The sequence below is a fragment of the Alteromonas sp. ABE4_545 genome, assembly GCF_056161325.1.
Genome location: NZ_JBSWYY010000022.1, coordinates 12,344 through 32,411, shown reverse-complemented (window position 1 = coordinate 32,411; position 20,068 = coordinate 12,344). Strand labels below are relative to the sequence as shown.

Annotated in this window: 21 protein-coding genes; 17 read left to right on the top strand and 4 right to left on the bottom strand. The window is 44.8% G+C overall.

Translation table 11 applies throughout. From position 1 onward, the window contains the following. Nucleotides 1–141: 141 nt before the first annotated feature. Entirely contained in the window at nucleotides 142–1,242 is a 1,101-nt protein-coding gene (locus ACXAH6_RS16225) for a mechanosensitive ion channel family protein (RefSeq protein WP_474878498.1), read from the top strand. Here the strand turns inward: ACXAH6_RS16225 and ACXAH6_RS16220 are convergent. The 3 genes from ACXAH6_RS16220 to ACXAH6_RS16210 all read right to left on the bottom strand — a co-directional run bounded on the left by ACXAH6_RS16220 (nucleotide 1,239) and on the right by ACXAH6_RS16210 (nucleotide 4,473). Then, entirely contained in the window at nucleotides 1,239–2,216 is a 978-nt protein-coding gene (locus ACXAH6_RS16220; RefSeq protein ID WP_474878496.1) for a GlxA family transcriptional regulator, read from the bottom strand. The genes ACXAH6_RS16225 and ACXAH6_RS16220 overlap by 4 nt on opposite strands. 127 nt (nucleotides 2,217–2,343) lie before the next feature. Then, nucleotides 2,344–2,766, bottom strand: coding sequence for a universal stress protein (locus ACXAH6_RS16215; RefSeq protein WP_474878536.1), 423 nt, complete (start codon nucleotides 2,764–2,766; stop codon nucleotides 2,344–2,346). Nucleotides 2,767–2,841: 75 nt separating this feature from the next. Then, nucleotides 2,842–4,473 (bottom strand): FMN-binding glutamate synthase family protein, encoded by a 1,632-nt coding sequence (locus tag ACXAH6_RS16210; RefSeq protein WP_474878495.1) that lies wholly within the window; start codon nucleotides 4,471–4,473, stop codon nucleotides 2,842–2,844. A gap of 172 nt (nucleotides 4,474–4,645) precedes the next feature. Between ACXAH6_RS16210 and ACXAH6_RS16205 the strand changes: the two genes are divergently transcribed. The 4 genes from ACXAH6_RS16205 (at nucleotide 4,646) to bfr (ACXAH6_RS16190) (ending at nucleotide 8,479) form a co-directional block, all read left to right on the top strand. Beyond that, nucleotides 4,646–5,680, top strand: a complete 1,035-nt coding sequence (locus ACXAH6_RS16205; protein WP_474878493.1) for an alpha/beta fold hydrolase — start codon at nucleotides 4,646–4,648, stop codon at nucleotides 5,678–5,680. A 142-nt stretch (nucleotides 5,681–5,822) separates the two neighbouring features. Beyond that, complete coding sequence (locus tag ACXAH6_RS16200) at nucleotides 5,823–7,400, top strand: cation:proton antiporter domain-containing protein (RefSeq protein WP_474878491.1); 1,578 nt, start codon at nucleotides 5,823–5,825, stop codon at nucleotides 7,398–7,400. A gap of 135 nt (nucleotides 7,401–7,535) precedes the next feature. Then, nucleotides 7,536–8,012 carry a bacterioferritin gene (gene bfr, locus ACXAH6_RS16195; RefSeq protein ID WP_474878489.1) on the top strand — a complete coding sequence of 159 codons (477 nt, stop codon included), beginning with the start codon at nucleotides 7,536–7,538 and terminating at the stop codon, nucleotides 8,010–8,012. Then, nucleotides 8,012–8,479 carry a bacterioferritin gene (gene bfr / locus ACXAH6_RS16190; protein ID WP_474878488.1) on the top strand — a complete coding sequence of 156 codons (468 nt, stop codon included), beginning with the start codon at nucleotides 8,012–8,014 and terminating at the stop codon, nucleotides 8,477–8,479. The genes bfr (ACXAH6_RS16195) and bfr (ACXAH6_RS16190) overlap by 1 nt, the downstream gene beginning before the upstream one ends. A gap of 13 nt (nucleotides 8,480–8,492) precedes the next feature. Here bfr (ACXAH6_RS16190) and ACXAH6_RS16185 read toward each other — a convergent pair whose 3' ends face one another. Continuing rightward, nucleotides 8,493–8,963 carry a hypothetical protein gene (locus tag ACXAH6_RS16185; RefSeq protein WP_474878486.1) on the bottom strand — a complete coding sequence of 157 codons (471 nt, stop codon included), beginning with the start codon at nucleotides 8,961–8,963 and terminating at the stop codon, nucleotides 8,493–8,495. Between the two features lie 239 nt (nucleotides 8,964–9,202). On the opposite strand from ACXAH6_RS16185, the gene ccoN reads away from it, so the two are divergent. The 12 genes from ccoN to rssA all read left to right on the top strand — a co-directional run bounded on the left by ccoN (nucleotide 9,203) and on the right by rssA (nucleotide 20,048). Further along, entirely contained in the window at nucleotides 9,203–10,636 is a 1,434-nt protein-coding gene (ccoN, locus tag ACXAH6_RS16180) for a cytochrome-c oxidase, cbb3-type subunit I (RefSeq protein ID WP_474878484.1), read from the top strand. Between the two features lie 11 nt (nucleotides 10,637–10,647). Continuing rightward, the gene (ccoO, locus tag ACXAH6_RS16175; protein WP_474878483.1) at nucleotides 10,648–11,253 is read left to right on the top strand and encodes a cytochrome-c oxidase, cbb3-type subunit II; all 606 of its coding nucleotides are present in this window, start codon (nucleotides 10,648–10,650) and stop codon (nucleotides 11,251–11,253) included. Then, nucleotides 11,253–11,423, top strand: coding sequence for a cbb3-type cytochrome oxidase subunit 3 (locus ACXAH6_RS16170; protein ID WP_474878481.1), 171 nt, complete (start codon nucleotides 11,253–11,255; stop codon nucleotides 11,421–11,423). Before ccoO ends, ACXAH6_RS16170 begins: the two co-directional genes overlap by 1 nt. 4 nt (nucleotides 11,424–11,427) lie before the next feature. Further along, nucleotides 11,428–12,381 carry a cytochrome-c oxidase, cbb3-type subunit III gene (gene ccoP / locus ACXAH6_RS16165; RefSeq protein WP_474878479.1) on the top strand — a complete coding sequence of 318 codons (954 nt, stop codon included), beginning with the start codon at nucleotides 11,428–11,430 and terminating at the stop codon, nucleotides 12,379–12,381. 98 nt (nucleotides 12,382–12,479) lie between these two features. Then, a complete protein-coding gene (locus ACXAH6_RS16160; RefSeq protein WP_474878478.1) occupies nucleotides 12,480–12,992 on the top strand; it encodes a FixH family protein in 513 nt (170 codons plus the stop codon). Between the two features lie 7 nt (nucleotides 12,993–12,999). After that, nucleotides 13,000–15,402, top strand: a complete 2,403-nt coding sequence (locus tag ACXAH6_RS16155; RefSeq protein ID WP_474878476.1) for a heavy metal translocating P-type ATPase — start codon at nucleotides 13,000–13,002, stop codon at nucleotides 15,400–15,402. Beyond that, nucleotides 15,399–15,593: a cbb3-type cytochrome oxidase assembly protein CcoS gene (gene ccoS / locus ACXAH6_RS16150; protein WP_474878474.1), complete on the top strand. Its 195-nt coding sequence runs from the start codon at nucleotides 15,399–15,401 to the stop codon at nucleotides 15,591–15,593. The genes ACXAH6_RS16155 and ccoS overlap by 4 nt, the downstream gene beginning before the upstream one ends. Beyond that, entirely contained in the window at nucleotides 15,590–16,258 is a 669-nt protein-coding gene (locus ACXAH6_RS16145; protein ID WP_474878472.1) for a sulfite exporter TauE/SafE family protein, read from the top strand. The genes ccoS and ACXAH6_RS16145 overlap by 4 nt, the downstream gene beginning before the upstream one ends. 27 nt (nucleotides 16,259–16,285) lie before the next feature. Further along, complete coding sequence (gene fnr, locus ACXAH6_RS16140; protein WP_474878471.1) at nucleotides 16,286–17,026, top strand: fumarate/nitrate reduction transcriptional regulator Fnr; 741 nt, start codon at nucleotides 16,286–16,288, stop codon at nucleotides 17,024–17,026. A 152-nt stretch (nucleotides 17,027–17,178) separates the two neighbouring features. Then, complete coding sequence (gene uspE, locus ACXAH6_RS16135; RefSeq protein ID WP_474878469.1) at nucleotides 17,179–18,102, top strand: universal stress protein UspE; 924 nt, start codon at nucleotides 17,179–17,181, stop codon at nucleotides 18,100–18,102. A gap of 85 nt (nucleotides 18,103–18,187) precedes the next feature. Beyond that, entirely contained in the window at nucleotides 18,188–19,132 is a 945-nt protein-coding gene (gene ttcA / locus ACXAH6_RS16130; RefSeq protein WP_474878467.1) for a tRNA 2-thiocytidine(32) synthetase TtcA, read from the top strand. 4 nt (nucleotides 19,133–19,136) lie between these two features. After that, the gene (gene rssA, locus ACXAH6_RS16125; RefSeq protein WP_474878465.1) at nucleotides 19,137–20,048 is read left to right on the top strand and encodes a patatin-like phospholipase RssA; all 912 of its coding nucleotides are present in this window, start codon (nucleotides 19,137–19,139) and stop codon (nucleotides 20,046–20,048) included. The last annotated feature ends 20 nt before the right edge of the window (nucleotides 20,049–20,068 follow it).

Here is a 20,068-nt window from a genome sequence, read left to right as displayed (position 1 = left end):
GTTAACAACTTGAGTATGGCGTGCCTCTTGCACTGTTTTTTACACTGACATTTTCGGCGTGTGTATGTGCTTGTTTCAACAACGCAATAAGGCCTCATTACGCTCAAATAGTATTAAATTCATACACTAAGGAGATAAGTGATGAAATCTACTTCACTATTGCAGTCACCACAGTGGATCAGTTTTGGTGCAGTGTTTGTACTTTTAATCGTTTTATTTATCGCTAAACACCTTTTTATCTCGCGGTTAAACCATCGCGCAAAACAAGAACAAGACATGAAGCGGTTTTACAAAGTGCTAGTGCTTTCGCTCAATAGCCCTTTATCGTTACTAATTTTTACGTTTCTCACCTGGATAGTGCGTTATTTACTGCAATGGTTTGAATTGTTTGATGACAGCGTGTATGAGTTTATCGGCCACATTATCAAAATAGCGCTTATCGTTACCGTTGTCCTTTTCATAGAGCGCATGTGCACGCACTCTATTAAGCAATACGCTAGCCAGTCACCGGTGCTGCAAAACTCCAGCGGTATCGCTAAAGGGGCGATCCGCGCCATTTTAATCACGCTGGGTGTACTCATTGTTTTAGGCTCAATGGGCATTTCCATTACGCCACTGATTGCGTCGTTAGGTATCACGTCTTTAGCGGTTGCCCTCGCCCTGCAACCTACATTAGAAAACTTTTTCTCTGGTGTACAACTCATTATCGACAAGCCAATACGTATCGGTGATTACATAGAGCTAGACAGCGGAGAACAAGGCTTTGTGGAAAAAATTGGCTGGCGCAGCACGTGGATCCGCATGTTACCTAACAACAGCGTTATTATGCCCAATAGCAAGTTATCTCAATCTAAAGTGATCAATTATTACTACCCCGAAAAAGAATTGTCAGTACCGGTTGAAGTTGGCGTGCATTACAGTTCAGACCTAGACCATGTAGAAAAAGTCTGCATTGAAGTAGCGAAGGAAGTGCTATCAACTCATGAAATGGCCGTGTCGACATACGAACCTTTTGTGTTGTTCCACACATTCGACAATTCGAGTATTAATTTAACGGTAATGATTAGAGCGAAAGAATACTTTAACCGCTTCTTTATTAAGTCGGCATTTATCAAGCTGTTACACAAACGTTTTGAACAAGAAGGCATTGTGATCCCGTTCCCAATCACCGCTTTAAATCTGGATCAAGAACAAGCCACATTTGTTCATCGAGACCGAGACAGCAAGCCTTCAGATAATTAGTCTTGGTCGATTGTCAGGCTAAATTGTTTTCGATAGGCAGACGGTGTCATGGCAACATGGCGCTCAAAAGCTCGACGAAAAACGTCTACATTCGGATAACCACACGCATCGGCAACCTGCGAAATATGGCAGTGGCGTTCGGCAAGGTAAGTTTTGGCCACTTCGATACGCAGCGATGCAAGGTATTTAGCCGGTGACACTGAAAACGCTTCGTTAAATCGTCTAGAAAAGTTACGTTCACTCATACCCGCTTGACGGGCAAGATCGCTCACCCCCATCGCCGTTGCGATATTCTGGCGCATCCACGCTATTAAGTCGGCAAATTCACTGCCGACTAAGGTTTGGTATTTTAAGGCTTCAGAAAATTGAGTTTGTGAACCCGCCCTACGATAAGGGATCACCAGAAACTTGGCTATCTGCATGGTTAACTCTGCGCCCACGTCTTGCTCGATAATCGATAACGCTAAGTCGATGCCTGCAGTCACGCCGGCAGAAGAATAAAGTTTGCCAGATTGCACAAAGAGTTTATCGCGCTGCAAGCGAGTTTTAGGAAAACATAGCTGAAAGTCATGGGCAAATTGCCAATGTGTAGTAACCGGCTGGTAATCGAATGCCCCAGTCCCGGCGACTAAATACGCCCCTGTGCATATGCTCAAGAGTTTTTGGCATTGCTGCAATTGCGCGGTTAACCATGCGTTAAAAACCGACCTGTTGCGCGGATCTCGTGCGCCCGAACCTCCGGGCACGATGAGTATGTCTAGTGGCGGATGTTGTACGAGATCACAGCGAGCCGACAGCGCAATCCCCGACTCCGACATATAGTCATGCTGATGGTGACCAATTAATATGGGTTCGTAACGGGTATTGGAAATACGCGATGCATGGGAAAAGGCCTCTAGCGGGCCTGACACATCCATCAGGTTAAAGCCATTGAATAACAGTATTCCAATGCGTTTATGCGTAGCCGTTGACATGGGTGTACAAATAGCAAGTTAAAAAATAGAGACTGCAATAATAAGCCAAACTCACTCCCACACCAACGCCAGTTACACGCGCATTTCGGCCAAAAGTTACTTACAAACTGCTTTTATCACTTCGCTTTCAGACTTTAACCGCCAAAACGTCACATTTCACACCATGTAATACTGAATTACATGTAGAGCCTAACAAAAGTTGTAGGCCGCTTTGACCATGAGTGCCTAATACGATGAGGTCGGCATTAATTTCATCGGCATAAGCGTGTATTTCTTCAGACGGCGAGCCTATTGCGACCTTTATTTGATTAGTAGGAATAGCAAAGTCTGCGGCAATTTGCTTGAGTTTATCTGTCGCTTGCCCTCTAACTTCATCGGTGAAGTCTTTTTCGAGAAACAACCCATAAGGTTCAAAGTTGGCTTGAGGGTAACACACATAGACCAACGAGATGGTATTGGGTGAGTCGGCAATTTGTACGGCTTTTGCAACCACTTCTTTGTAATCAGAAAAAACATCTATTGCGACTAATACTTGTTCATACGTAGTCATCATTTGTTCTCCTTAAACATTCTATCGTTACTATAACAACCGTTTACACGTTGTAAATTGATGGACGTCAAGCTTCTACCCTACAGATTGGGTTTCTCGTTCTATTTCTGCAAGCAAGTTAATCGGCTTAAACGTCGTCGCACTGGCTTCTTTAATGTGAAGCGCATAATTGTCGGGGTACGGTTCGGCCAAAAAGCTGCCCGGGCGCGTTAATGGGAATATTTCGTCGTAGCGTTTGACCGTTTGCTGGTCAACACGTCTAAATATGTGGGTTCGATTTAACGCGCTGGGTGTGGCGTGCCCCGTCGACGACAAAATGTCGACCATAGCGAGAATGGTTTTACGATGAAATTGATATACACGTTGCGCTTTATCGGTAACAACAAGGCCTTTTTCTAACTTAGGGTCTTGTGTGGCAACACCTGTTGGGCATCGGTTTGTATTGCAAGACAACGACTGCACACAACCCAGTGCTAACATCATTCCACGTGCGCTATTACACAAGTCTGCGCCCAGCGCGAGATTCTTGGTGAGATGAAAGGCGGTAATAATTTTGCCAGAGGCAATAATTTTAATGTGCTGACGTAAACCAAACCCCACTAAACAGTCATCAACAAATGCCAGCGCTTCACGCAACGGAAAACCAATTGAATTACTGTATTCCAAAGGCGCTGCGCCTGTGCCACCTTCTCCGCCATCTACGGTGATAAAATCGGGTGTGATTCCCGTTTCGACCATGGCCTTACAAATAGCGATAAACTCACTCTTGCGGCCTAGGGCCAGTTTAAATCCGATGGGCTTACCGTCGGTTAAACGGCGCAGTTGATCCACAAATTTTATTAATTCTATAGGGTTAGAAAAGGCGTTATGGGTAGGAGGAGAAATTACTTCGGTACCGGGTTCCACAAGGCGAATGCGGGCAATTTCCGCACTGTTTTTATCTGCGGGTAAAATGCCTCCATGTCCCGGCTTCGCGCCCTGAGACAGTTTTATTTCAATCATTTTAACTTGTGGGTGCGAGGCCGACTGCTTAAATAAGTCGGGGTCGAACTTTCCGTCTTTTGTTCGACAACCAAAATAGCCGGTGCCTATTTGCCACACAATATCACCACCATTCTCAAGGTGATACGGTGTTAACCCTCCCTCACCAGTATTGTGGTAAAACTGACCTAATTTAGCCCCTTTATTCAGCGCTTTAATTGCATTGCGACTCAATGCGCCAAAACTCATGGCTGACACATTTAAAAGGCTGGCTTTGTATGGTTGGCGGCAAGCTGGCCCACCAATTTTTACTCTCGGGTCGTGGTCCATTTCTTTGATATCTAATGCGGATAAAGAATGGCCAATAAATTCATACCCATCTCTGTAGGTATCGATTTGCGTACCGAACGGTACCGAGTCTCGATTGTTTTTGGCACGTTGGTAAACAATCGTGCGAAACATACGGTTTATTGGCGTACCGCTGGTTTCAGTTTCTAGCACGTATTGTTGAATAAACGGGCGAAGTGCTTCTATTAACCAGCGAGCACGGCCAACAAAAGGAAAGTTTCGCATTATCGAATGTTGGCTTTGAAACGCATCATGCATGGCGACTAACCAAACAAGCAATACACAGGCGGTTAACCACCAGGTAAAATTCAGAAAGACACTTGCCAATCCACTCACCAGTACCATCAAAGTCAGTGAAGATAAAATAAAAACCCGCATAACACTCCTTTAAGCAATGCAAAAGGCATTGCGTGTCTATTACGCTAGCAAGTGAATTCGTTTGTAGGTAAGCATCAATTGACGAACAGAGGATATAACCAGATGAAGTTGATATAAGGGGTGAATTTTCGCACGCAAATTAGCAATTCACAGTGTTTCCTGTGGCGTCGCTATGTTACTATTAGCCCAAGTAGTAACTCCTTGTAAATCAGTGGTTAAATCCAGCCAAAAAAGCAGTTACGCGTTACCTTTTCAGTCGTATATCAAGGTTAGTTTTTATAAAATGTGGGTTTTGTTTTTCGCCGCTCTTTTGTTTTTCATTCTTATTTTAACAACCTACCCCAGAGCCGGTGCCTATTTACTGCAAGTAAAGAAAAAGTACTTGTTATATAAAACCCAATTACGTCCGTGTTCTTCACTGTACGACCATCATCTAGTGTCGGCGTTATGTACTAAAACTGATCACTCAAAACCACATGTGGTGATTCTGCCCGGCGTGTTGGCTGATAAATATTCGTGGTTGCCGTTCGTCAATGCCATTCGCAGTGAAGTGAACGTAACCATTATTGATATTTACAATACCATCGATAGCTATCACCAAGAGTACGTCGCTTTAAACAGAGCGCAATTAAGCAAGCTGGTACTGCATGTGTTGAAAGAACTCCACATTACTCAATTCCACTTGGTCACGCATGGGGCCAGTAACTTGGTGGCGGAGAACTTAAAACACGCGGCGCGATATAGCTCAAGTACATTAATGTCTACTACGCTGATCAACCCTTTCGTTCAATCGGATCGAGTCAATCCTATTGTTCAGCATTGCTTCACCGTTAAGTCGTTGAAAGATTTTAAATGGGTGGTTAATACACTCTTTGCCCGTAATCCATTTTCAAAAAGCTTGTATCGCGATGCCTATGCAATCCAATACTCAGCAGAAAACAGCCACCGATTCGACGCCTTTCAAGCACTGATGAAAAGACAGTCTAGCGTGCTAACAGATGGGAGCAGTGATGCTCAAGTGTGGGTGATTGAAGGCGACAGTGACCCGCTAAATGACAACACAGACAAATACGCAAACACCCCAGTTCAACGCTTTAGCAACTGCGGGCACTTCGCTTATGTTGAGTATGCTGAAAAAACCGCGTTTAGTACTCTGCATCAAATAAACACATTGAGCAAAAAACACAACGAAAGCTCAGGCAGCTAATCCTGACCCGTTAAAAAGCTTAATTTCGATCAAACCGAGGTTTAAACACCCTCGGTGAGGATTGTAGCGCCATGCTGTTTCAGGCTATGCTTTGTGTCCCAAAGATCTATTTACGTGTCGAGCTTTAGGAGTGGGTGACTCAATGGAATATGCGTTTTTGTTATTTGCGTTTGTCTGCGGTTTAGGGATGAAAGTCATTGGTGTTCCACCATTAGTGGGCTACCTCGCGGCGGGATTTTTGCTGCATGCCTTTGGGTTTTCTATTACCCCCAGCTTAGAAACCATTGCAGACCTTGGCATCACAATTATGCTGTTCACCATCGGCCTGAAGCTGAATTTACGTGATCTCGCCAAGCGTGAGGTTTGGGCTGGAAGCGTGGCGCATACGCTGGTATGGGTAGCGCTCATTACCGGGCTTTTGTTCGGGTTTACCTATGCACTGGCTGCTTACACCGAAGTCATATCGCTCAAGAGTGCAGCGCTAATTGCTTTTGCTCTGAGTTTTTCCAGTACTGTGTGCGTTGTCAAAGTACTAGAAGAAAGTGGTGAAAGTAAAACTCGCCACGGTAAATTGGCTATCGGCATCTTGGTTATGCAAGACATTTTCGCCGTGGTTTTTCTCGTTATTGCTATCGGCAAACTTCCCAGTGTGTGGGCATTAGGGTTAATTGGCATTATCCCATTAATGCCGGTCATCAATAAAATTATTGACCAATCCGGTCACGGCGAATTACTGCCACTCACAGGATTTATCTTTGCACTTGGCGGGTATCAGCTGTTTGAACTCGTTAATATAAAAGGCGACCTTGGCGCATTAATTTTCGGCTTGATCATTGCGCGCCATACCAAGGCAGCAGAACTAGCCAAATCGCTCATGGCGTTTAAAGACCTGTTTCTCATTGGCTTTTTCCTCACAATAGGCCTCACGGCTTTGCCCGATACCAACATGGTGTTGGCTGCCCTACTCCTGTGCTTGCTCATTCCTGTGAAATTTCTCGCGTTCTTTTTCCTCTTTACGGGCTTGCGTTTGCGGGCAAGAACCGCCTTGCTTGGCGGCTTGGTATTAAGTAATTACAGTGAATTCGGATTAATCGTTGGTGCTCTTGCGGTCAACCTTGGATTACTCGCGCCCTCGTGGTTAGTCATTTTAGCAATTGCGGTTTCGCTATCTTTTGTGATCACCAGCGTTATTTATAAGCACTCTCACGCTACCTATAACAAAATTAAGCAAACTATTAAGCAATATGAAAAATCGGTTCGCTTAAAAGAAGACATTTACCCAGTTATCGACGGCGCCCAATTTCTAGTTATTGGTTTGGGTCGTGTGGGCATGGGGGCATTCTTTTCATTGAACAAATTGCTTGAATCCAAAGTGTGGGGTATGGATGCAGACCGCAATAAAATAAGAAAGCTTCAACAAGACGGTCTCAATGTCATTAACGGAGACGGTGAAGATATTGACTTGTGGGAGAACCTCGACATTTCGCAAGTGCAATTGGTATTGCTTGCTCTGCCCTCAATCGAAGACGTTGTTAATATAACAACGCAATTAAATAACGCGGGTTATCAGGGCAAAATTGCCGCCATCGCTCGCTATGAAGATGAAGTAAATCAATTACTTGAAAGTGGCGTTAATAAAGTCTTCAACTTCTTTACCGAAGCCGGTTTGGGTTTTGCGGAAGAAAGCTTGGCGTTTGTTGAAGCCAAACCAGCACAATAATTGTGCTAAAGATAAAAACAATGGTTACATTGAAAATCATTATCATTAGTATGTCATTGTTTTATAAGTATTTTTTGACATCATTGCATTCTAACACTATACTAGCCTCATCTTTTAATGATCGGGTTCATATTCATGCAAGGTAATAAAGCCGTTATCGCGTCTCTCAACGATGTACTCACTAGCGAGTTAACATCGATTAACCAGTATTTTTTGCACGCTCGTATGTTTAAAAACTGGGGTTTAACCGAGCTGAACGAAAAAAACTACAAAAAATCAATCAAAGATATGAAGCAAGCCGATGCTTTGATTGAACGTATTTTATTTTTGGAAGGCTTACCCAATCTACAAGCACTTGGCAAACTGTACATTGGCGAAGACACAGCAGAAATGATCGCCTGCGACAAAAAGTTCCAAGAAGAGCAAATTCCACAGCTTAAAGACGCGATTAAATTGTGTGAAGAAAAACAAGACTATGTGAGTCGAGACCTACTTGAATCGTTACTAGAGTACGAAGAAGGCCACCTCGATTGGCTAGAAACCCAAGAATATCAAATGTCTGCACTAGGTATGGAAAACTATCTTCAGGCACAACTTGAAGGAGATGAATAATGCAAGGTAATTCGAAAATCATCGATGCATTGAACGACCTACTCTCATACGAACTTGCAGCAATGGATCAATACTTTATCCATTCAGAAATGTACGCAGACTGGGGCCTTACTAAGCTTTATGAGCGTATTGCACACGAATTTGACGACGAGAAAGGCCACGCTAAGCAACTTATCGAGCGTATGTTGTTTTTAGAAGGTACGCCTGACATGACTAAACGCACTGGCTTTTTGGTAGGGTCTGACGTGCCGTCTATGCTAGAGAGCGATTTACGCGTTGAATACGAAGTAGATGCAAAGCTAAAAGAAACTATCGCACTTTGTGAAGCAGAAAAAGACTATGTGACGCGTGACATGCTGGTAGTGCTACTCGACGACACTGAAAACGACCACGCACACTGGTTAGAACAACAGTTGCGCTTGTGTAAACTTTTGGGCTTACCCAATTACTTGCAATCACAAATGTAAGCGACAGTTCGACTTACTGTTCGACAACAAATCGCATTCGGGCCGGCTCTTGTCGGCCTTTTATTTTTATCACTATCTCCCATTCCATTTTGGGCTGGTGGCATGCGCCAAACATAAACCATCCCGACGACACTTTCTGCGTATCTTGCGTAATAGTGTTATCGATTACAACGGGGATTTTCCCCATATACATGTTAACACCTTCTAACCAAATACTGTCGATGGCCACCGATTCTGGATAAAATATCGACACATCAATAGGCTCTTCTGGTAAAGGGCTACGCGACAATCTTGCCGATAAATTGAGTCCTGCTACACTTAGTTGACAATAGGCATTTGAGAAATAGCAAACACCTTGTTTTGCCGTCGATTTTAGTTCAATTTCCGGCTGAGTTATTTGCGTGTTTTCATCCGTACAACCAATAAAAATAAGACTAAAAGACAACAATAAACAGCGGCCTACTTGTGATATTTTTGTGAACATTACGTTTAGTGCATTTTTCAAAGTGTGAATTCGTCTTAAGTTGTTTATTGACTAAGATCAACAGCGCTGTGAGGTAAGGTATCTTTTTACATTCTGACACCTTATTATCCGCAATACCAACTGGGCATTTAATACCCATAACAATGCGTGAGTCTTTGAATAAGGCGTAGACTTTATCAAGCACGAAGCGCAACACCAGTTGGCAAACCCAATTTTTTTGAAGTGGAAGATTCATAAAAATGAGTGAAATAAGCCAAGCACAACCTGATTACAACTATAAAGTTGTAAGGCAGTTTACCATTATGACCATTGTATGGGGCATCATTGGTATGGGTCTGGGAGCCTTTATTGCAGCGCAATTATTTGCCCCAGCTCTGAACTTTGATGTGCCATGGTTAACCTTTTCTCGACTGCGTCCATTGCACACCAATGCGGTTATTTTTGCATTTGGTGGCTGTGCCCTGTTCGCAACCTCATACTACATTGTTCAGCGCACCTGTCAGGTACGACTATTTAGCGACAAACTGGCAACGTTTACCTTTTGGGGATGGCAGGCAATTATTGTTGCTGCTGTCGTAACCCTTCCTTTTGGTATCACGTCTAGCAAAGAATACGCTGAACTTGAATGGCCTATCGATATCCTGATCGCCTTGGTATGGATTGCTTACATCATCAACTTCTTTGGTACCTTGGTCATCCGCCGCGTTTCACACATCTATGTGGCTAACTGGTTCCTCGGTGCCTTTATGCTTACGGTTGCAGTACTGCATATCGGCAATAGCATGGCAATACCGGTTTCTTTCACTAAGTCTTATTCACTCTACGCCGGTGCCGTAGATGCCATGATGCAGTGGTGGTATGGGCACAATGCGGTTGGTTTTTTCCTAACCGCTGGTTTCTTAGGAATGATGTATTATTTTGTTCCTAAGCAAGCGGGCCGCCCTGTTTACTCCTATCGCCTTTCGGTTGTTCACTTCTGGGCATTGATTTCACTTTATATTTGGGCTGGTCCTCACCATTTACACTACACAGCCCTGCCAGACTGGACTCAGTCTTTGGGCATGGTGATGTCGCTTATTTTGTTTGTGCCTTCTTGGGGCGGCATGATTAACGGGATTATGACCTTGTCTGGTGCTTGGCATAAGTTGCGCACCGACCCTGTTCTTCGGTTCTTGATTGTATCGTTGTCTTTCTATGGTATGTCTACCTTCGAAGGCCCAATGATGGCAATTAAAACGGTTAACGCACTGTCACATTACACCGACTGGACCATTGGTCACGTGCATTCTGGCGCACTCGGTTGGGTTGCAATGGTGTCAATTGGGTCTTTGTATCACCTGATCCCTGTCCTGTTTGGGCAACGCGCCATGTACAGTACTAAGCTCGTTAATGTGCACTTCTGGCTAGCCACTATCGGCGTAGTGTTATACATAGTTGCAATGTGGATGTCTGGCGTACTGCAAGGCATGATGTGGCGCGCAGTTAACGCAGACGGCACGCTCACCTATAGCTTTGTAGAAGCACTACAGGCTTCTAAACCGTATTACGTAATGCGCTTTATCGGTGGGTGTTTTGTTGTAGCAGGCATGTTTGTGATGGCGTACAACACATGGAAAACAGTACGTGCTCCTAAAGACAGCATCGCCATTCAACCTGAACCACAAGCAGCATAAGGAGTCGTTCGGTGAATAATCCACATGAGTTAATTGAAAAGAACGTCGGCCTGCTTACCATTTTAATCTTGGTGGCGATAAGCTTTGGTGCAATGGTGCAAATAGCGCCGTTAATGTTTCAACAGCAAACGATGGAGCCGGTAAAAGGCTTGCGCCCTTACACTGCGTTAGAGTTAGAAGGGCGTGATATTTATATTCGGGAAGGCTGCGTGGGCTGTCACTCTCAAATGATTCGTCCCTTCCGCGCTGAAACAGAGCGTTACGGCCATTACAGTGTTGCCGGTGAATCAGTATGGGAACATCCGTTCCTGTGGGGTTCAAAACGCACAGGCCCTGATCTAGCCCGTGTAGGTGGGCGATACAGTGATGAGTGGCATCGTGTTCATCTTATCAATCCGCGAAACGTAGTACCTGAGTCAAACATGCCTGGTTTCCCTTGGTTAGCAGAAAACCAGCTTACTGGCGATGACACCGCGAAGAAAATGTCAGTTTTTCGCGATTTTGGCGTGCCTTACACCGATGAAGATATCGAAGGGGCACAAGCGGCAGTTAAGGGTAAAACAGAAATGGAAGCCCTTATTGCTTACCTTCAATCACTAGGGACGCATTTAAAATAATGGACCAAGGTATTGTAGGCAGCATTTTCACTGTCATCGTCTTTGTTTCTTTTATCGGTATTGTTTTTTGGGCCTTCAGTGGCCGCAATAAACAAAAGTTTGAAGAGGCCGCTAACCTGCCCTTCGCCGATGAAGAAAAAGTAGAATCAAAAGATAAGCAGGAGTCTTGAACTCATGAGCATGTTTTGGACAATTTGGATCACTGTGATCACTTTAGGCAGTATCATTGGCTGCTATTTCTTGTTGCGTTGGTGTTTGGCCAACCACACCGGAGTGCCGGAAGGCGAATCAATGGGCCATGAATTTGATGGCATCGAGGAACTCAACAACCCACTTCCTCGTTGGTGGACGATTTTATTCTACGTTGTAATCGTCTGGGGTTTTATCTACCTTGCTCTGTTCCCTGGGCTTGGTAGCTACCAGGGCATACTAGGTTGGAAGAGTTCAAACCAAGGCGTATTATCACTGGAAGAGTCTGCACAAGCGCGTATTGATGCAAAAGAGCAAGGAATGATTGTGAAATACGACCGTGAATTAGACTTTGCGGCCGAAAAATACGACCCAATCTTTGCTGAATACGCAAAAGTACCAGTCGAAGAACTCGCGAATAACGAAGAAGCCGTACAAGTAGGCCAGCGTTTGTTTATTCAAAATTGTGCCCAATGTCACGGCTCAGATGCGCGAGGCCAAAACGGCGGCTTCCCTAACCTCACAGACGACGATTGGTTATACGGCGGCTCTGGTGCCAAAATTAAAGAAACCCTCACACTTGGACGCCAAGCCGCAATGCCCGCATGGATTGCCGCAATGGGTGAACAAGGCATCAAAGAAACCGTAGCGTATGTATTAAGTTTAAGTGGGCGCGAAGGGGTTGACCAAAGTTTAGCTGAAGCAGGCAAAGCTCGGTTTATGGTATGTGCAGCCTGTCATGGTATGGACGGAAAAGGCAACCAGATGTTGGGAGCGCCTAATCTAACAGACAACATTTGGTTGTACGGTGCTAGCGAACGCGCCGTCACCGAAACACTCACCTATGGTAGAAATGGCGTGATGCCTTCATTCAAAAAGACCTTGGGCGACGACAAGATACACGTAGTCGCAACATACGTGTACAGCTTGTCTCATTAACGCCGTTTAATAATGGTTAAAAGCCTCGTTTTTACGGGGCTTTTTTGTGTAAAATCAATAATAAGCCCTACCTTTCTGTTAAGGTAGCTAGTCTGAAAATGATGAGTATTCCTGCTATGGGTAATATTGACGCTTCTACACCTTGGTACAAACAATTTTGGCCGTGGTTTCTTATCGCCGTACCGTTCGCCACATTAATTATGGGCTACGTGCTTTTTTACCTTGCCACACACACTGAACACAGTTTGGTCGTTGATGACTACTACAAAGAAGGCAAGGCGATCAACATGAGTATCGACCGGATAGAAGAAGCGAAAAGACGCAATATTCAAACCTCACTGACTATCGATAATGGCGCTATTGCATTGCAATTTGACTCCGGCGTGCCAAAAGACGGTACCGCGATGAAATTGAGTTTTTATCATGTCACCCTGAAATCACGAGACGTAGAAGTGTTATTGTCCCGCGATGCCAAGGGGATTTATCGCGCTTTCACCGAAGCCGATTTGAGCGGTAAATGGTTAATTACCCTTACCCCTTTCGACGAGGCGTGGAAAATTCAAAAAAATCAAACATTGCCCTATTCCGGCCCATTTGCGTTAGTTCCCTAGCCCGTTTATGACCAAAGATTTTGCCAACGCCTGTTATCATTGTGGGCTTCCCTGTGAAGACGATTCACCGTTTTTTACAGAAATACTGGGCGCCCCTCGACAGTTGTGTTGTCCAGGGTGTCAGGCCGTTGCCGAGTCAATTGTTGCCAACGGGCTTGAAGACTATTACCAATTCCGCACATCACCCGCAGCCAAAGGCGATGACGAACTCGATAAAACACTGGCGACATTAGCGCTTTATGACGAACCTGCACTACAGGAAGAGTTTGTTTATGAACAAGGCTCACACGCCCAAATACAACTGACTTTAGAAGGCATAACCTGCGCCGCCTGTGGGTGGCTGATAGAAAAACAGCTCGCAAAAGTGCGAGGTATTGTTCAGGTTTCGGTGAATGTTGCCCAGCGGCGCGCCGCCGTCACGTGGGAAAAATCACAAGTCACACTGAGCCAAATTCTCAACCAGTTAAAAAAAATTGGTTACGACGCTCAGCCCTTTCAGCCCGATCAACATGAAGCGTCATTTCAGAACGAACACCAACATTTGCTTAAAAAACTCGGTTTAGCTGGCTTGATGACCATGCAAGTCATGATGTTAATGGCTGGTTTGTACTTCGACCTCTTTGGCAATATTGCACCTGAAACCAAAGATTACTTTTTCTGGGTTGCACTGGTACTCACGACACCCGTTGTTTTTTATTCAGGCAGTCAGTTTTATTTGGGTGCATTAAAAGCCTTGCAAGCGAAAACGGTCAATATGGATGTGCCCATTACTATTGCGATATTTGCCACTTATTTTGCAGGTATTAAAGCAACCCTATTACACGCAAATGACGTTTACTTTGAATCGATTTGTATGTTTATCTTTTTGTTACTATTGAGCCGGTTTCTTGAGCATCGTGCACGGCATAAGGCAACGGAAATATCTGCAAATTTAACGCATTACGTTCCTGTTTCAGCCCTGCGTATCGGTGATGACGGCCAATTAACACCGTGCTTAGCTAAACAATTGCGCGAAGGTGACATTGTTGTGGTTAAGCCAGGTGAAACCATTCCTGTCGACGGTGTCATAGAAGAAGGTGAAGCTCTGGTTGACGAATCAATGTTAACTGGCGAATTCGCTCCGGTGAATAAAAGCAAACACGCGAAGGTTTACGGAGGCACAATAAATCAAACAAATACCTTAACTGTAAAAGTCACCGCAACGCTCAAACATGCATTGGTCAGCCAGATCTTGCGCTTACAAACATTGGCAATGGCTGAAAAGCCCCGTATTGCTCAGCTGGCAGATACATTTTCACGGTATTTTGTGTTGGCAGTTTTGTTGATCGCGTTTGGGTCATTTGGGTTTTGGTGGGCCCTCGGCAACGACCATGCATTTTGGATTATGATTGCCGTATTAGTAGCAACATGCCCTTGTGCCTTGGGGCTAGCCACACCCACTGCATTGATTTGTGCAATGGCAAAGCTCAACAAAAAAGGCGTGTTAATCAAAAATGCCCAAGCATTAGAAACGTTAACACGTGTTAATATCATCGCGTTGGATAAAACAGGTACGTTAACCGAAGGAAAGTTTGTCATTGCACAGCAATGGATAGCCGATGACACTTATTCACACAGCGATATATTATCCATAGCAGCGAACTTAGAGAGTCGCTCAGAACACCCCATTGCTCGCGCGTTTACTGGCGCAGACTTCCCTGTGTTAAACCTGTCTCATTTTAACGTGACCGCCGGCGGAGGTATTGGGGCAACATGGCAAGGTAAACACTGGCAAATCGGTTCGCGCACTTACACTAAAGCAACTAACCATGAGCAATTTCCGCTCGCTAACGTGTTCCTCACCTGTAATGAGCAACTTGTAGCAGCATTCGATGTAAGAGATGTGATCAAGCCAGAAACTAAAACATTGTTGTCGCGATTAAGCCATTATCGGCTGCTACTATTAAGTGGCGATGCCAAGGCCCAAGTCGCCCATGTGGCGGATCAGTTGTCACTGCAAGACTTTGAATTTGAACAAAAGCCCGAAGACAAATATACACATATTCAGGCATTACAAGCTAAAGGCCGCCGTATTCTGATGATGGGAGACGGTATTAATGACGCGCCAGTAATGGCCGCTGCCGATGTGTCTATCGCGGTAGGTAACGCTACTGATGTCGCCAAAAATGCCGCCGATATCGTGCTACTTAATCCACAATTAACCCTGGTTGCCGAGTTACTCAGCATTGCTAAGCAAACGAAGCAGAAGATCCGACAAAATATTCTGTGGGCAGTAGGTTATAACGTGATAATTTTGCCCTTTGCGATATTGGGTATTCTCACGCCTTGGATGGCGGTAATTGGCATGTCGTTGAGTAGTATCATTGTGGTATACAACTCTGCGCGATTGCTAAAACAGGAGTCAACATGAGCATTATTTATGTGCTGATCCCATTGGCGATTATTATTGTTGCCATTGCTATTGGGGTATTTTTTTGGGCCGTTAAGTCTGAGCAATTCGAAGACTTAGAGCGTCAGGGATACAGTATTTTGTTTGATGATGATCTTCCTCCTGAAGAGAAAAAGCTCGCCCAAGAACGTCAAAAGCTCAACAATAAATGAATGACCTTCACTTTTTCGCGGCCTTGTTAGTCGGTATGGCAGGCGGCGTACACTGTTTGGGAATGTGTGGCGGCATTGTGGTGGCTATGTCTGCGGCTGTTCCCAAACAAAGGTCAACGTTGCCTTATGCGCTCGCCTACAATGCAGGACGCATTGTCAGCTATACCCTCGCCGGTGCGTTAACCGGTTTACTCGGACAAATGGCGAGTACATCGCATATTTTTGCATTGCCTGTTTTAAGCGTGGTAAGCGGCACCATGCTAGTCTTAATGGGTGCCTATTTGGGGCAATGGTTTATGGGCTTACGCCGATTGGAGCAGATCGGTGCTTTGCTGTGGCAGCGAATACACCCTTTTTCCAAACGCTTTGTTCCCTTTAAAACCCCACTGTATGCCTTTCCCTATGGGTTTATTTGGGGTTGGTTGCCTTGTGGTTTAGTGTACTCAAGTTTAACCTGGAGCCTTGCATCTGGTAGTATGCTTAATGGTGCTGTAACGATGTTGGCGTTTGGTTTAGGGACACTGCCTAGCCTACTCTTAATGCATGTTGGCGCACATTCACTCTCTCGTTGGTATAAGCATAAAATTACTCGCAGACTCATCGCGCTTGTTCTGATAAACTACGGCTTATACTTGATTTATTTGGCGATCAATAGTATCAACTAAGGTCTCCAAAGGACTATAAAGATTGTTATGGCTAAGAATACCGAATTTTCTATTCACTGTCAGAGCTGTAGTTTCAGCCACCTCTGTCTACCTGTGTCGTTAAACAAAACCGAAATTGAGTCGCTCGATGATATTATCGAACGTAAAAAGCCATTACATAAAAACGACAAACTAGTGGAAGCCGGTGACAAATTTACCTCTCTTTACGCAGTGAGAGCGGGTTCCTTTAAATCATTCGTAAGTGATGCCGATGGTGAAGAGCAAATCATCGGGTTCCATTTCCCCGGCGATATTATTGGCTTTGATGCCTTGCGAGAAAACGCCCACCAGAGCTTTACCCAAGCGTTAGAGACCGCGATGGTGTGCGAATTACCTTACGAAACCCTAGACAAAATGTCGGTACAATTCCCTAAGTTGCGACATCAGATCATGAGCTTTATGAGTGCAGAAATTAAACATGACCACGATTTAATGATGCTACTTAACAAGCGTACCGCCGAAGAACGCTTAATTTATTTTCTCGCCCACTTATCCAAGCGGTTTGAAGAGCGCGGTTTTTCGTCAAAACAATTTAATTTGAGTATGACGCGCAACGAGATTGGCAATTACCTAGGGCTGACGGTAGAAACCATTTCTCGCTTGCTGACTCGCTTTCAAAAAGAAGGCATTATCAAGGTTGAAGGTAAACTGATCACAATTCTCGATTTTGATGCAATGGATGACAAACTCCACAGCATGGATATTCCAACCACCAGCATTCCTTGCTAAGCCTCTAAGGCCCGTATCATAAGCACATTAAACTCCGAATTTAATGTGCTTTAAATCCCCTATTCGCTTGATCTAGAACAACTAGTTTATTTAGTAATCCGCTTAAAAACGCCTACACTTACATTACGTAAACGAACTGTTTGGTGTTTGATATGATTAACTATAACGCGCTACTTGTCGTCATCGACCCAGATTCCGATTCCCAGCCCGCGCTCTCTCGCGCACTAGAGTTATCTGAAAAAACCAATGCGTCCATAACAGCGTTTATGACCGTATATGACTTTTCGTACGATATGACAACCATGTTGTCGATTGAAGAACGTGAAGCAATGCGTGCAGCCGTTGTTGCCGACAGAAAATCATGGCTCAATAGTTATCTGCAAAGCCAAACTAGCGCGAAAATAGAGGTAGTTGTTGAATGGAACAACCGACCTTACGAAGCAATTATTAAAGCTGCGCTACAACATGAAAGCGATGTTGTAGTTAAAGCAACCAAGGCTCACGACGACTTTAAATCGGTGATATTTACACCAACCGATTGGCATTTACTACGCAAATGCCCTGTTCCTGTATTACTGGTTAACGAACATGATTGGCCAGACAATGGCAACATTATCGCTGCGGTAAACGTCGGCACGGAAGACCGAGAGCACGCCCAGCTAAACGACAAGATTACGGTGATCGCCAAAGATTATGCCGAGTTACTAAGTGGCCACGTGCACTTGGTTAATAGCTACCCAGGCACTCCACTCAACATAGCAATAGAAGTACCGGAATTTGACCCCGTGAGCTACAATGACTCGGTGAAAAATCACCATTTAGAAGAGATGGAACTGCATGCGAAACGTTATTCGCTCCCGTTAGATCAATGTCATGTTCGCGAAGGGTTACCCGAAAAAGTAGTGCCACTAGTCGCTGAGACAATCGATGCTGAATTAGTAATTATCGGTACCGTAGGCCGTGTGGGGCTATCTGCTGCACTCATCGGCAATACTGCTGAGCATGTTATCGATTCGTTGAATTGTGATGTATTGGCAATCAAGCCCGACGGATTTGTGTCGCCGATTCAGGGCTAATTTGGCGTGGTGCATGTTATTAGTGAAACCCATGGTGATTTTCAGATATAATGCCGGCCTTTTATAGGCAAGCCCGATATCTATTATGAGTCACCAGGTCAATACCTCGGCAACTGACGCCAGTGCCGCATCACAAAGTAAACAAAAATACAGCTTCAATAAGCTCCAAAAACGTCTTCGTCGTAACGTAGGTAAAGCCATCGAAGATTTCGGCATGATTGAAGATCAAGACAAAGTGATGGTGTGTTTGTCTGGTGGTAAAGACAGTTATACCATGCTGGATATCTTGTTGTTTTTACGCAAAATTGCCCCCATTCATTTTGATATTGTTGCGGTTAACCTCGACCAAAAGCAGCCTGGCTTTCCCGAACACATTCTGCCGGAATATTTAGCTTCTTTGGGCATTGAATACAAAATTGTCGAAGAAGACACCTACTCTATCGTTAAAGACAAAATCCCAGAAGGGAAAACCACGTGTTCTCTGTGCTCTCGCTTACGTCGTGGCATACTCTATCGCACGGCCACTGAACTAGGCGCAACCAAAATTGCCTTGGGCCATCATCGTGACGACATGCTAGAGACCTTATTCTTAAATATGTTCCATGGTGGCAAGCTAAAATCTATGCCGCCTAAACTAGTGAGCGATGATGGCAAGCACATTGTCATTCGTCCATTAGCCTATTGCGCAGAAAAAGACATCGAAAAGTATTCTGCCATCAGTGATTTTCCGATCATTCCTTGTAACCTATGCGGCTCACAAGAAAACCTACAACGCCAAAACATTAAGCATATGCTTCAAGACTGGCATCGCCGTTTCCCTGGGCGTATCGAGTCTATGTTTAGAGCAATACAAAACGTTGCGCCTTCCCATTTGGCCGACAGTAAGTTATTCGACTTTAAAGCAGTACAACGCAGTGATACGCCAGTCGAAGATGGTGATATTGGTTTCGACGCACCAGATCTTGCACCCGAGATAAAAACCGTAGACACTGAGGACTCTATTGAGATCATCAACTTAACGGATAAGTAACGGTATGAAGATCGGTATTGCGCTAGGCTCTGGCGCTTCTCGTGGATGGGCGCATATTGGCATCATTGAAGCGTTAGAAGAATTAGGCATACAAATTGACGTTGTAGCGGGCTGTTCCATTGGCGCATATGTCGGCGCTGCCTATGCGTCTGGCAAATTACCAGAGTTAAAAGAATGGGCCTGTTCACTTACCGAGTGGCAAGTTTTATCTTTGATGGGTGTGGGAATTCGAAGAGGCGGCTTAGCCAGTGGCCAGAAAGTATTCGATAAACTCAAAGATGAGTTTTGCGCACCGACCTTTGAAGAAATGCAAAAGCCCTTTTCCTGTGTCGCGACCGATTTATACACGGGCCGTGAGGTGGTATTCAACAAGGGCGAAGTGGGCACTTCAATACAAGCGTCTTGCGCCATACCAGCATTATTCTCGCCTATCGCCCATGGCGACAGGTGGTTGGTTGACGGTGCCGTGGTTAACCCTGTGCCGGTAAATTTATGCCGTCAGCTGGGGGCAGATTTTGTGATCGCCATTAATCTCAACGCTGATTCACGCCCTATTCGACTGGCGAAACAAGCCGTAGAGCACGAAGAAACCAACGAAAAGGCCGAGCACTTTCTCAAGCGAGGACAAGATGTTGTACGTCAATGGTTTACGCCAGAAGACAAATCGGAAAAGCGCCAAGCTCCCGGCATTTTGAGTGTGATGAGTAATTCGCTCGAAATTCTTCAAGCACGGGTTACGCGCTCAAGGTTGGCAGGTGAGCCACCCGATCTTCTATTTGAACCGCAGCTTACCGACGTGGGTTTGATGGAGTTTCATCGCGCTGAAGAAATGTGCAAAACGGGTAAAGAAACGGTTGAACGATTAGCCAAACAAATTGAATACCAATTACTTTATGAAAGAGAGCCAGCAGAATAAGCTGGCTTTTTATTGCGTGA